The organism is Vibrio sp. MMG023, from assembly GCF_021654215.1.
In the GTDB taxonomy this organism is placed as follows: domain Bacteria; phylum Pseudomonadota; class Gammaproteobacteria; order Enterobacterales; family Vibrionaceae; genus Vibrio; species Vibrio jasicida.
Genome location: NZ_JAKFZP010000003.1, coordinates 776,524 through 790,531 on the forward strand (window position 1 = coordinate 776,524; position 14,008 = coordinate 790,531).

11 protein-coding genes are annotated in these 14,008 nt (G+C 43.6%); 8 read left to right on the plus strand and 3 right to left on the minus strand.

The window, feature by feature from the left end; all coding sequences use genetic code 11:
* The first annotated feature begins 303 nt into the window (after positions 1–303).
* The 7 genes from L1076_RS13145 to pheT all read left to right on the plus strand — a co-directional run bounded on the left by L1076_RS13145 (position 304) and on the right by pheT (position 10,332).
* The gene (locus L1076_RS13145) at positions 304–1,113 is read left to right on the plus strand and encodes a helix-turn-helix transcriptional regulator (protein WP_038868644.1); all 810 of its coding nucleotides are present in this window, start codon (positions 304–306) and stop codon (positions 1,111–1,113) included.
* Between the two features lie 170 nt (positions 1,114–1,283).
* Complete coding sequence (locus L1076_RS13150; RefSeq protein WP_038868643.1) at positions 1,284–2,072, plus strand: TetR/AcrR family transcriptional regulator; 789 nt, start codon at positions 1,284–1,286, stop codon at positions 2,070–2,072.
* A 214-nt stretch (positions 2,073–2,286) separates the two neighbouring features.
* Entirely contained in the window at positions 2,287–4,665 is a 2,379-nt protein-coding gene (locus L1076_RS13155) for an MMPL family transporter (protein ID WP_237303746.1), read from the plus strand.
* An 80-nt stretch (positions 4,666–4,745) separates the two neighbouring features.
* On the plus strand, positions 4,746–5,483 hold the full coding sequence (locus L1076_RS13160; RefSeq protein ID WP_227741112.1) for an outer membrane lipoprotein-sorting protein: 738 nt from the start codon (positions 4,746–4,748) through the stop codon (positions 5,481–5,483).
* 9 nt (positions 5,484–5,492) lie between these two features.
* Positions 5,493–6,674 carry a hypothetical protein gene (locus L1076_RS13165; RefSeq protein WP_054755987.1) on the plus strand — a complete coding sequence of 394 codons (1,182 nt, stop codon included), beginning with the start codon at positions 5,493–5,495 and terminating at the stop codon, positions 6,672–6,674.
* A gap of 250 nt (positions 6,675–6,924) precedes the next feature.
* Positions 6,925–7,908: a phenylalanine--tRNA ligase subunit alpha gene (pheS, locus tag L1076_RS13170; protein WP_038868637.1), complete on the plus strand. Its 984-nt coding sequence runs from the start codon at positions 6,925–6,927 to the stop codon at positions 7,906–7,908.
* A gap of 18 nt (positions 7,909–7,926) precedes the next feature.
* Complete coding sequence (gene pheT, locus L1076_RS13175; RefSeq protein WP_104037548.1) at positions 7,927–10,332, plus strand: phenylalanine--tRNA ligase subunit beta; 2,406 nt, start codon at positions 7,927–7,929, stop codon at positions 10,330–10,332.
* Positions 10,333–10,426: 94 nt separating this feature from the next.
* Here pheT and L1076_RS13180 read toward each other — a convergent pair whose 3' ends face one another.
* A complete protein-coding gene (locus tag L1076_RS13180) occupies positions 10,427–11,152 on the minus strand; it encodes a metallophosphoesterase (RefSeq protein WP_237303747.1) in 726 nt (241 codons plus the stop codon).
* An 87-nt stretch (positions 11,153–11,239) separates the two neighbouring features.
* Positions 11,240–12,118: an AEC family transporter gene (locus L1076_RS13185; protein WP_038868634.1), complete on the minus strand. Its 879-nt coding sequence runs from the start codon at positions 12,116–12,118 to the stop codon at positions 11,240–11,242.
* Positions 12,119–12,646: 528 nt separating this feature from the next.
* Here L1076_RS13185 and ihfA point away from each other — a divergent pair.
* Positions 12,647–12,943: an integration host factor subunit alpha gene (ihfA, locus tag L1076_RS13190; protein WP_005427969.1), complete on the plus strand. Its 297-nt coding sequence runs from the start codon at positions 12,647–12,649 to the stop codon at positions 12,941–12,943.
* A 135-nt stretch (positions 12,944–13,078) separates the two neighbouring features.
* Here the strand turns inward: ihfA and L1076_RS13195 are convergent, their stop codons facing one another.
* Complete coding sequence (locus L1076_RS13195) at positions 13,079–13,852, minus strand: RelA/SpoT domain-containing protein (protein ID WP_237303748.1); 774 nt, start codon at positions 13,850–13,852, stop codon at positions 13,079–13,081.
* Positions 13,853–14,008 lie beyond the last annotated feature (156 nt).

Here is a 14,008-nt window from a genome sequence, read left to right on the forward strand (position 1 = left end):
ATTGTTTTTAGGGCAAATGTTCTAACGCATAATGCTTGTTTGAGTCGTAAACTCTCGCCATATTTTTACTTTCTAGGATTTAATGCGACGAATAGCATTAAAACTATGATGTTTATAATGTAATGAATTTGCCAAATATAATGAAACTGAATGCATTTTAAGTGCCAGCATTAACATCGTAAATGTGAATGAAAGTATATTAATTCAAAGTTTTCTTATAAAAATATGAACTTATGCCTTGCGAAGTGATTCTAAATTGTTACAAATACTATACAGCTGTAACATTGCCATAAGGAATTGTAGATGAGAGAACTCACTCCCGAGTACTTGTTAGCCGCATTACGACAAGCGATAAAAACTAAAGGGCTAACATATCGAGAGTTATCTGAGAAAATGGGCATGCCGTTGTCCACTTTTAAACGTCATTTAACTAGTACTAACCTTGCTCTAGATAAGCTACTCGAGTATTGCCGCGCGGTTGACTGCACCCTCGATGAATTGCAGAAGCTGGCAAATCAACTTCAAGCTGAGGATCAAGATTACTTTAGCCACACGCAAGACGAAGTCTTTTTCCAATTTCCTCATCTTTACGATTTTTATCGAGAGTTACGGATGCTTCGTGGGAAAGACGGCTATACCATCCTAATGAAAAAGTATGACCTCTCGAAACAAAGTATGTCGGACTATTTAGGCGCGCTAGAGTTACTTGATCTGGTTTATGTTGATGAAGAAAACAACATTACGCTGCATGGTCCGCTTTACTACAGCTACGCTGAAAACTCGAAGCTTAACGACAAGTACACAGAGATCATCAAGGATCAAACGACCACGCACGAGAAGTGTGTTCGTGTTGCATTATCTCGAATGAAAATTACTGAAGAACAATTACTTACATTAGAAGAACAGGTCGCGAGCACTGTTCTCGATTTTCACTCCAAGAATGTCGTAGCAGAAAATTTCAATGTCTCCGATTTTACGAATGTCTTACTGGTTGCGGGACCACACCAACCTGTTACCTTCTCTGATGGAATTGTTCAAACTGATGGTAACTTTATTGAAGATATCCGATGTGCGATCGCTTCGGCTGGGGATAAGCCAAGCCTATCAATATAACTAGTAGTTATTTTTAGTGATTTATAGATTCATACTTGTAATGTGTAATTGATGAGCTAACATGACGATGTGTCAATTATGACGATTCGTCAGAAAGGTAATGAACTTTCTGCCAATCATATTCGTGTTACTATTCGTTAGCGTCACATGGGGATACGGATCAAAGAATTATGTTTAATTTTGGCTGCAAAAAGAATGACAAACAGCAAGACTGTCGTGTTGTTTCCGGCTTAACGAAGAAACAACAGGCGATTGCCGATCGTGAGGTAGAGTTGATTCAGCTTGCGAAGTCATTGGTGCAAGAGCAGGGGTTTGCAAATCTCACGATGGATAAGCTAACCGCAGCGAGCCCTTATTCAAAAGGGACCATCTACAACCATTTTTGTAGCAAAGAGGACGTGATTCTTGCTTTATGTATCCATTCATTGAAGAGTGAAGCCGTGTTCTTCGAGCGTACGGCAAACTTTGATGGTAATACTCGCGAGAAAATCATTGCGATGCATGTTGGGTATCGTATTTATGCTCGCATGGAGCCTGTATTATCAACGTGTGCAATTGTTGCTAAAACGCCGTGGGTGATAGAAAAAGCATCTCCAACGCGCCTTAACGAATTAAACCAGTTGGAAGAAGAAGTGATATCCGGTGCGGACGCTTTGGTAAACCATGCAGTAGAAATAGGGGATCTTAAGTTTTCTCCAGCTGTTGGCTCAGATGCTATTGTGTTTGCTAATTGGTCTATTGCGTTTGGCTCTAATGCGCTGGCGCAAAATGCATCGAACAGTCGTTGTATCCAGCGCCTACAAGACCCCTTCTCTGTGCTTCACAATGCGAATATGTTGCTTGATGGCCTAGGATGGTTGCCGCTCTCAACAGAGTGGGACTACCGTAAAACTTGGCGTCGAGTGGAGCAGGAATTGTTCAGTGAAGAAGTTGCATTCTTAGACTCAGTGAATCGCTGATTCCCATGAATGCAAAAAACCAATCCAATAAAGATTGGTTTTTTAATCACACTATTTGACGGATCGTCAATAACGATGATTTTTACACCAATAACCAATGCCTCTAATTAAATCGGTGTAGAGATCGCGTTAGAAACGTATCTGGAATTAGAGAACAGCATAAGCTGCTTTTTTAACTTCGTTTTATGACGAAACGTCACAAAGGGAGAGTGTGATGAAACACCACCAAGCTCAACAAGCTTCCTCTGCTCAATGGGGGAAGATTCCAACCAAGTACAGTATATGGGTACTACTGGCCACAGTATTATTCGTTGTAATCGCGACAATAGGAGGAAAGAACCTTTATTTTCGTGGTGACTACAATATCTTTTTTGATGGCACTAATAAGCAGTTGCTTGCCTTTGATGAAATTCAAACGACCTTTGCTAAAACCGATAACTTAGCCATTGTTATTGCACCAGATAACAATGATGTCTTCACCCCAGAAACCCTCCAACTTGTCCAGAACTTAACGGTTGACTCATGGCAAGTCCCTTACTCAAGTCGTGTTGATTCCATTGCGAATTATCAACATACCGAAGCAATCGAAGATGATCTTCTTGTCGAAGACCTACTTTATGAAGACTATGAATTAACGTCGGCGCGCATTGCCAAAGTTAAGCATATTGCCCTGACGGAACCAGTGATTAAAAACGCTTTGATTTCTGAGAAGGGCGACGTAACGATTGTAAATATCACGGTTCAATTGCCTGAAGTTGATAAGACCGCTGAAGTTCAAGAAGTGATGAACCACATCAATAGGATGATTGAGCAATACCAGCAGAATTACCCAAATGTTGAGTTTCATAAAGCAGGCATTATCGCGATGAACTACGCCTTTATGACGGCTGCGCAAGAAGACAGTTCTACGCTGGTCCCTACGATGTTGCTTGTTATTCTCGTGTTCCTAACCATTATGTTACGTTCTTTCTTGAGTGTGATTGCGACCTTGGTCGTGATTATCGGGTCCGTGATGGCAACTATGGGATTATCTGGTTGGGCAGGTATGTTCCTGAGTACGGCGACGGTCAATGTCCCAACTTTAGTCATGACACTCGCGGTTGCAGATTGTGTTCACGTTATCGCCACGATGCGTCAGTCTATGCAAAATGGATTTAGCAAAGCGCATTCGATAGAACGCAGTATTGCACTCAACTTCATGCCAATCCTTATTACTTCAGTAACAACGGCGATTGGCTTTCTGATGATGAATATGTCGGATTCTCCAGTGTTACGAGACTTCGGTAATTTATCCGCGCTGGGCGTCATGATTGCCTGTTTCTTATCTGTTACTTTGTTGCCAGCCTTATTAAAACTGTTACCGATACGAGTCAAACAAAATACATCGAAAAACGGTTCTGATTTTATGGATAAGCTAGGCGATTTTGTGGTGACAAATCGAAAAGCCTTGTTACCCCTTTCTGTTTTAGTGATCGTTGTCAGTGCGAGCTTAATCCCGCTAAACAAAGTGAATGATGAATCTGTGAAGTACTTTGATTCACGAAGTGACTTTCGCCAAGCCGCTGACTTTATGGAAGAGCGAATCAGTGGGATGACAAACATCAGTATTGCCATCAAAACTAATGAGTCGCAGGGAATAGCAGACCCAATATTTTTGAACTCGATTGGTCGTTTCACCGATTGGTTGCGTGCTCAGCCTGAAACTGATCATGTCGCAACTCTGGCGGATGTGTATAAGCGTCTAAATAAAAACATGCATGCCGACGATGATGCTTATTATTCACTACCACAAGATCGCGAATTAGCCGCGCAGTATTTGCTGCTTTACGAAATGTCACTGCCTTATGGGTTAGATCTCAACAATCAAATTAATGTTGATAAATCCTCAATTAAAATGGTTTTGACCGTCGATAACTTAGGCAGCGTTGAATTGGTTGACCTTGAGAATCGTATCTACGCTTGGTTTGCGAATAACGCTCCTCAATATGAAGTCGTTGCGTCGAGCCCTTCGTTGATGTTTGCCCACATTGGTGAAACCAACATGGCAAGTATGCTTTCTACCTTACCTATCACATTGGTGCTTATTTCTGCACTGCTCATCTTTGCGCTTCGCTCTCTCAAGCTGGGATTGATCAGCTTGGTACCAAACATCGCACCAGCCGTCATTGGGTTTGGTTTATGGGCGCTGATTTCAGGAGAAATCAACCTAGGATTGTCTGTCGTAGTGACGTTGACACTCGGGATCGTGGTCGATGACGCCGTGCACTTTTTGTCAAAATATCAACGCGCACGTAAAGAAGGTCAAACTGCCGAGCAAGCGGTTAGATATGCGTTCCATACGGTGGGGCGAGCACTCTGGATAACGACTGTCGTTTTAGTCGCAGGTTTCTCTGTTTTGGCAATGTCGAGCTTCCGTTTGAATGCTGACATGGGCCAACTGAGTGCGATAGTCATCTTTATTGCCTTAGTTGTGGATTTCTTATTCCTACCAACGTTATTGATGTTATTCGATAAAGAAGCTTATGTACAAAACAAGACAATAAATAACCCGGATACGGACTCACAGAAAAGTGTTACGGCAACTCAGTTGTAATTCTGAAAACAGACAAGGATAGAATGATGAATTTACTCAATACACGATTGAAAGTAGCGGTAATAGCAGCCTCTTTTCTCATGACGCCATTTTCTTGGGCTGACGAAGCCAAAGGTTTGGAAATTGCACAAGAACGCAAGGCTCGTGACGAAGGTTGGCGTGATTCTGTTGCGACAATGCAAATGATCCTGCGAAATGCTCAAGGGGAAAGCAGTACCCGAGCGATGCGCTTAAAGTCTCTTGAGGTAGTTGATGATGGTGACAAAGGGTTAACCATTTTTGATGAGCCACGTGATGTAAAAGGCACAGCATTCCTGAATCATTCACATACAGTGGGTTCCGATGACCAATGGCTCTATCTACCTGCATTAAAGCGCGTCAAACGTATTGCATCACGTAATAAGTCGGGGCCATTTATGGGCAGTGAGTTTGCGTACGAAGATCTAAGTTCGTTTGAAATTGAGAAGTATCGATTTAACTATCTCAAGGATGACGCTATCAAAGGGCAAGATACGTTTGTTTTAGAGCAAATTCCAACCGATAAAAATTCAGGTTACACCAAGCAAGTTGTGTGGTTGGACAAAGCGCATTATCGTCCAATGAAAGTAGAGTTCTATGACCGTAAAGGCGCGCTACTTAAGACTTTGGTTTTCTCTGATTACAAACAGTACTTAAATCAATATTGGCGTGCGCACACGATGGCGATGACCAATCACCAGACCGGTAAGAGTACTGAGCTGACAACAAGTGAGTTAACGTTCCAAACTGGATTAAAAGACACCGATTTCAACAAAAACATACTTAAGCGCGTTAAGTAAGGAGATCGAATGAGTAGGGTAAACATGGCCAGTATGATATTCGCTGGCCTAACCACTATGCCTTTCTCTGGCTCTTTATTGGCGGCTGAGTTAGCAGGACAGGTCAACATCGAGCATCGTCAGTTTTTCTCCGATGGTGCTCAGGGGCAGGGGAAAGGACAAGCTTCACTGGTTTTGCAGCCGGAGTTTTACTGGGACCTCAAAGATGGGGAAGCCAGTTTCACGTTCACTCCCTTTTATCGTTTAGACAGTATGGATGACGAGCGGACTCATGGTGATATTCGCGAAGCGTTGTATTTAACTTATTGGGATGACTACGAGTTACGTGTCGGCATCAGTAAAGTCTTCTGGGGTGTGACCGAGTCAGCACATCTGGTTGATGTCATAAACCAAGTCGATGCGGTAGAAGCCGTTGATGATGAAGATAAACTCGGCCAACCCATGGTCCATTTTACGTCAGTCAAAGACTGGGGAGTGGTCGATGCCATGGTGTTGCCTTATTTTCGCGAACGAACATTTGCAGGCAAAGATGGACGTTTGAGGATTGAACCCGTTGTATCTGATGATGCGCTGTATGAATCTAGCCGAGAAGAAAAGCATGTGGATGTCGCTTTTCGGTACGCACAAATGTTTGGCGATTGGGATGTTGGCTTAAGCTATGTTTATGGAACAAACCGTGACCCGTATTTTCGGTTTGATCAAGGAGAGTTAAAGCCTTACTACGCCCTAATGAGCCATGTTGGGCTGGATGTTCAAGGCATCGTGGGCGATTGGTTATGGAAGCTAGAGAGTGTCTACCGCGATAGCTTCGACAATCATGTCGGCGTCGTGACGGGTTTTGAATACACGATAGTAGGCGCTTTTGAGACAGTATGGGACGTAGGCATTATTGGTGAGTATCTCTATGATAGCCGTGGTAACAACGCGCAAAATATCGGTCAAAATGATGTCTTTGCAGGCATTCGTTTAGCGCTCAATGACGAAGACGGCACAGAAATCTTAACGGGTATAACGCAAGATCTCGACAACTCCGATGTGTACAACGCAAAACTTGAGGCTTCCAGCCGCATTTCAAATCATTTCAAGTGGCAAATCGATGCTTGGTTGTTTAAAAACGAAACGCCTACCGATCTGCTTTACTTCGCCAGAGACGATGACTTTGTCGAGCTATCTATTCAATACTATTTTTAGCATTGTCGACTGACCTAAAGTGTTTTCACTTGGGGACGAAACTGCAGTATTTATGCACAAAGCAGCAAGCCATAATCCTAGGGATTTACGTGCGAAGCTGCTTTTTTTGCGTTTTTGTGTTCTTTTTATTCAATAACCTCTTCTTTTCATAATTCAATTTGGCTTTGGTGGCGGGTTTGGCTACTATGTACAGCTATCAAAAAACCAATCACTCCCTTATGGATACTACCAATAGGTAGATGAGGAAACGATGCAACATCTAGAAGAGATCATTGCTAACGCGAGTGCAGCAATTGAAGCCGCAGAATCGCTAGTCGTACTTGATGAAGTGCGTGTTCAGTATCTAGGTAAAAAAGGTGAGCTAACTGCTCAACTTCAAAGCCTAGGTAAACTACCACCAGAAGAGCGCCGTGAAGCGGGTCAAGAGATCAATAAAGCGAAAGGCGTAGTTCAGCAAGCTATCGCAGCTCGTAAAGATGCACTACAACGTGCAGAGCTTGAAGCGAAGCTAGCAGCAGAAACGATTGACGTAACACTACCTGGTCGTCGTATCGAGAACGGTGGTCTACACCCAGTTACTCGTACTGTTGAGCGTATTGAAAAGTTCTTTGGTGAACTTGGCTTTAATACTGAGTCTGGTCCAGAAATCGAAGATGCATTCCACAACTTTGATGCACTAAACATTGCCGCTGATCACCCAGCGCGTACTGACCACGATACTTTCTTCTTCAACCCTGATTTGATGCTTCGTACTCACACGTCTGGCGTACAGATCCGTACAATGGAAAATGGCAAACCACCATTCCGTTTCATTGCTCCGGGCCGTGTATACCGTAACGATTACGACCAAACGCACACGCCAATGTTCCACCAAGTGGAAGGCATGTTAGTTGATGAGAACGTGAACTTCGCTCAACTAAAAGGCATTCTGCACGACTTCCTATGTAACTTCTTTGAAGAAGAAGTAGAAGTTCGTTTCCGTCCATCTTATTTCCCATTTACAGAGCCTTCGGCTGAAGTAGACGTAATGGGCAAAAACGGCAAATGGCTTGAAGTTCTAGGCTGTGGCATGGTTCACCCGAACGTACTACGCAGTGTAGGCATCGACCCTGAGAAATACTCTGGCTTTGCATTCGGTATGGGTGTAGAGCGTCTAACGATGCTTCGTTACGGCGTAAACGACCTACGTGCGTTCTTCGAGAACGACCTTCGTTTCCTAAAACAGTTCAAGTAATCCAGGGGATAAATCACTATGAAATTCAGCGAATCATGGCTTCGTGAGTGGGTTAGTCCTTCGATTACCACTGACGAACTAACTCACCAAATTACAATGGCGGGTCTAGAAGTTGACGACGTACTACCTGTAGCAGGTTCGTTCAACGGCGTTAAAGTTGGTCACGTTGTTGAATGTGGTCAGCACCCAGATGCGGACAAGCTACGTGTAACGAAAGTTGACGTGGGTGAAGAAGAGCTTCTAGACATCGTTTGTGGCGCACACAACTGTCGCCAAGGTTTGAAAGTAGCAGTAGCAACAGTTGGTGCTGTTCTTCCTGGCGATTTTAAAATCAAAAAAGCGAAATTACGTGGTCAACCATCTCACGGCATGCTTTGTTCATTCACTGAACTAGGTATCGACGTTGAGTCAGACGGCATCATGGAACTAGCAGAAGACGCAGTAATCGGTACCGATTTCCGTGAATTCCTAGGTTTAGACGACGTAACGGTAGACGTAGACCTAACAGCAAACCGTGCTGACTGTTTCAGCATTCGCGGTATGGCACGTGAAGTAGGTGTACTAAACCGCGCTGACGTGACTGAGCCATCAGTAGAAGCAGTAGCGACTTCAATCGAAGACAAAGTGTCTATCGAAGTGAAAGCGCCAGCTGCGTGTCCACGTTACTTAGGTCGTGTGGTTAAGAACGTGAACGTTCAAACTGAAACGCCACTATGGATGCAAGAAAAATTGCGTCGTTGTGGTATTCGCTCAATCGATCCTGTTGTAGACATCACTAACTACGTGCTTCTAGAACAAGGCCAACCAATGCACGCATTCGATCTAGCGAAGATCGAAGGTGGCATCGTAGTTCGTATGGCTGAGCAAGGTGAGAAGTTAACTCTTCTTGACGGCAGCGAAGCAGAACTAAACGCAGATACACTAGTCGTAGCAGACCACAACAAAGCACTTGCAATTGCAGGTATCTTTGGTGGTGAGGAGTCTGGTGTAACAACAGAAACTAAAGACGTTCTACTAGAGTGTGCATTCTTTGCACCTGACCACATCCGTGGTCGCGCACGTAGCTACGGTCTGCATACAGATTCTTCTATGCGTTTTGAGCGTGGTGTGGATTACGCACTGCAAGTAAACGCAATGGAGCGTGCAACAGAGCTTCTTGTTGAAATCTGTGGCGGTGAAGTTGCACCTGTTGTTGCTGTAGAGTCTGAAACAGACTTACCTAAGCCAAACAAAGTTGCTCTACGCCGTACTAAACTAGACAACCTACTAGGTCACCACATTGTTGATGCTGACGTAGTAGAAATCCTAGAGCGTCTAGGTTTGACTGTTGAAGCTTCAGAAGAAGGTTGGATGGCAGTAGCGCCAACATGGCGTTTCGATATCGCTATCGAGCAAGACCTGATTGAAGAAGTTGGCCGTATTTACGGTTACGACAACATCCCTAACCAACACCCAGCAGCAGCGCTTAAGATGCACAACCACGTTGAAGCGGATCTTCCACTGAAACGCGTTCGTGATCTTCTTGTTGACCGCGGTTACCACGAAGCAATTACATACAGCTTCGTTGAGCCAGAGCAACAAAAGCTAGTTGTTCCAGGTGTTGAGCCGCTAATCCTGCCATTCCCAATTTCAGCGGATATGTCAGCGATGCGTCTTGGTCTTATCCAAGGTCTGCTGAACACGGTTGTTCACAACCAGAAACGTCAACAGCCACGCGTTCGTCTATTCGAATACGGCCTACGTTTCATCCCATGTGAATCTGCAGAAAACGGTATGCGCCAAGAGCCAATGCTTGCAGGTGTTATCGCTGGTACTCGTGGTGAAGAGCACTGGGATATCGAAACTAACACGGTTGATTTCTTCGATCTTAAGGGTGATCTAGAAGCGATTCTAGAGCTATCTGCGAACGAAAAAGCATACTCTTTCGCTGCACTGTCACCTGAAAGTAAAAAAGCTAACCCAGCACTTCATCCAGGTCAATCTGCGACAATCATCGTAGATGGCAAAGAAGTGGGCGTGATCGGTACAGTTCACCCTGAGCTTGAGCGTAAGTTCGGTCTAAACGGTCGTACTATCGTATTCGAAATCGAATGGTCTGCAATCAACAGCAAAGTGATCCCAGAAGCGGTAGCACTTTCTAAATTCCCTTCAAACCGTCGTGATATCGCGGTAGTCGTGGACGAAGCTGTTGCATCTGGTGACATCGTTAACGCTTGTCTAGAGCAAGGTGGCGAGTTCCTTAAAGATGCGAAACTGTTCGACGTTTACGTAGGTAAAGGTGTTGAAGAAGGTAAGAAGAGCCTAGCCATTGCTCTGACTCTACAGTCACTTGAGCGTACGCTTGAAGATGCAGATATCGCTGGTGCGGTTGACGCTATCGTTGCTCACGTTTCTGAGAAGTTTGGTGCGTCTCTACGTGACTAATCTTGCGTAACGCATCTTCTTAAGAAATGAAAACCCTGCCAGTTTGGCAGGGTTTTTTGTATTTTTGGAATAGGGAATAGGGAATAGGGAATAGCTAGAGCCAAATTGTCTCCACTTTGATCCTCTCATCTTCAAAGAAAATCTTATTCACACCAATCTTTTCACTTCGGTTGTATTCGTCAATACTGTGGTCAAAGCCGTAAGCGGTGGCGGGGGCCATATGTTGAGTCACACCTTGCTTCGTCACCGTTAGTGCATCATGACCATGCCCGCAAATTACATCTTGAATTCGATGCTTAGCCAAAAGCGCAAGTAAGCTTGCATCGTTCTCCAAACAAATCGCTTTCATCCAGTCTGAGCCGACAGGAATAATGGGATGGTGGACAACGATAATCGGGTTGGTTGCATGGCGAAGCTGCCGTTTAAAGCGGGCAACTCCACGGTTATCAACTCGGCCAGAGCCAAGAGGATGGTGTTCATCTAATGGTTTAGCGCTCGAATCTAAAAACAATACTTGTCGCCCATGAATTTCCGCTTTTTCAACAACATGAATGCTGCTATCACGAAATTCTTCTTTCATTAGGATGAAGTCATCATGGTTACCTGCAATGGCATAAACGTGTTTGTTTTGGATATGTTTATTTAAGAACGCAAGCAAAGCTTGATAGTCGCTAGCCCTAGGGTTGCAGCATAGGTCTCCAGTCAGTAGGAGAGTGTCGCAGGTTGTTTCATTTTGAGCCGTATTAAGGGCTTTGCGAAGGCGGTTAAAGCTGGATTCATCGCTTAAGTGGCAATCACTAATTTGGATAACGGTACGCACGATTATGAAATAGCCTGACATTCTGTTGAGTTATTTAGTGCAGTGTAACATTGTTAATCGCTGTGTGGTCCGCGAGCTTTGATGCCTTTATGTCAATGAAAGCGTAAACATTAACAGTAATGGTAGCGTGAGAATGCTAAAGAAGTTACCAAATAGCACCATAGAGGCGACGGTCATCGGCTCTATGTTTAATCGTTCAGCAAAAAGATAATTCATCACTGCTGGTGGCAACATTGTAAATAGCACCATCATTTGCAATTGCATGGTAGGAAGTGGGATAAGCCAATAAATTACCGCAAACGCGACCGCACCAGTTAACAACGACTGCACTGTACAAAGCAACCCTACTCTCAAACCACCAAGTCTTAAGTTACACATCTGAGCACCCAGAGAAAGCAGCATGACAGGGACAGCGGCTTGTCCAAGTAAAGCGGTCGCTTCGTAAAATGGTGGCCAAACGTTGAATCCAGAAAGGTTGATAATGAGTGCTAAAGAAGCAGAGATAAAAATAGGCATTTTAAACATTTGCTTCAATGGGTTGCCACTACTTAGAAGCATCACGCCCAAACTGATATGTAAACAGGCAGAAACCACAAACAACAATACTGCAGAAGGGAGAGCTAGCTCTCCAAAAGTATAGGTGAACAACGGAATTGCAAGGTTTCCGCTATTTCTAAACATATGTGGTGGTGCCCACGCTTTGAAAGAGAGTCCTGTTAACTTGGCTATGGGTAGCATGAGTAATCCAGGGACGATAACAGCAATAATTGCGGCCAGTAGGAGGGGGGCTTGCCCAATATCAAGAGGCATGCTGACCAAAGACGAAAAGACCAATGCAGGAGTAAACACATCCATGTTGATGCGATTGATCGGCCGAAAATCTGGTTTGATATAACGTCCGACTAAATAACCCGCACAAGCTAAAGCAAAAACAGGGAACAGAATACTGATGACTTGGTGAAACATTGGGCGCTCTGAACGGGAGTTATTTATTTGCAAACAGTACCAATGTTTCTCTATGTCGTCATTGTTATCTCATCAGAATATTGGCACCGTTCAAGCTTTCTTTTTATGGAAAAATCAGCAGTATCTGCATTAAAAGTAACTTGAATGGTACTGGTCAGATCTATATTGCTCGTCACTCAAACCACTGAAAAATTGGAAAGTTTTTTGTCAATTGTTTGTAAAGTGACCAGTATCTGACATTTTTGTTAAATAGTGATTAATGTTGTTTTTTGTTTTTAAACTAGTAATTTGAACTGGATATTTTTCCTTGAAAAGAGAGAATTAAAGTAAAATCTCGAAATACTGGTGGGTAAAGTAGCTTCCTCTTCCAGTGAACGATATATTAGCAAAGAAAAAAGTTGGCGAAAATCATAAGCTTGGCATACACTTCCTGATGTAACCCCGATATGTTGTTGAATTGGTAGGGTAAAACTGCTCTGGCGCTACACATAAGGTAGCATTGTTTAACATAGCTTTGAGGAAAGTTTTATGGCGCTCACAAAAGCCGAACTTGCAGAAAACCTGTTTGATAAATTGGGATTTAGTAAACGGGACGCCAAGGAAACGGTGGAAGTGTTCTTTGAAGAGATTCGTAAGGCACTGGAAAGTGGCGAACAGGTAAAACTGTCAGGTTTTGGTAACTTCGATCTTCGTGATAAGAACGAACGACCTGGTCGTAACCCGAAAACTGGTGAAGATATTCCAATTACTGCTCGACGTGTCGTTACGTTCCGCCCGGGTCAGAAGTTGAAAGCTCGCGTAGAGAACTTAAAGGCAGACCAGTAAGCCATGTAACATGGATTGAGACCACGCTTTGTCGTGGTCTTTTTGTCTGTAGGTTTCGGTATTTACTAAAGAACAAATAAAAAACCACCGCAATTTCGGTGGTTTTTTAGTATTAAGTACATCAGTTTATGTCAATTATGCCGCTTCTAAGTGTGTCGTTAGGTATGGATGCCATGCCTCTTGATATAAGTTTTTAGATTGCGTACGCATGTTTCTAATTGATGCCATTTCTAAGTCATTCAAATGGCGATCCTCCACTAGAGCTTGACGCTCTAATTTCTGAATCTGTTCATATAAGTCGTGTTCTGGACCGTTTTTTACATCCGCAATAGCTTTTAAATGCAGCTGCACTTCGGCAACGAGGTTGGTCTTAGGTAAACGAACTAAGAGGTTTAGGTCTCGATAACCGGAAGCTGTTGGTTTTTTAAAGCGGTTTTTCACTTTAACTATCGTTGTTTCACGCTCTAACGCTTCGTATACCGAAACCAAGCTTGCTACATCGTCAGCAACAATGGTTGCACGTGCTAAGTCAGTGATTCGGTTTACTTGACCGTCCAATTCGTGAACAATTTTCTCTTCGGCACGGTGCTGAGATTTAACGCCAGCAAAGTAAGGCTGAGCATCATTAAGAAGGGCAGTACTTTTACAGATAGTCTCTAGCTCGAACTGCGCTTGGTGAGCTTTGCTGTAAAGTACGTCGAAATCTGAATAAGGCTGAGTTGGTTTGGAGTCGATTGACTGAATACCATACAAACCACTAAGGCTATGTTTGAACAATTTTGAACAAACTTCGTTTTGACTAGCTGAACGATCTTGTTCGTTATTTGTGACATTTGGAAGTGCGGCGAACGCCGGCGCACGGCTTAGTACTAGAAGCATCAATGCTGTAGTACGTAGAAATAAGCTCATTCACTCTCCTTAACTTGCTTGCACTTAGAAAATGGGTAACGAAAAGGTCACTAAGATTCGCAAATCAGGTACTACCTATTTAATGGGGGCTCTGTGAAAGATTCCAAGGCTGAGTTTTAACCTAATAGTAGAATCGTGTTCCAGATCACCATTTCG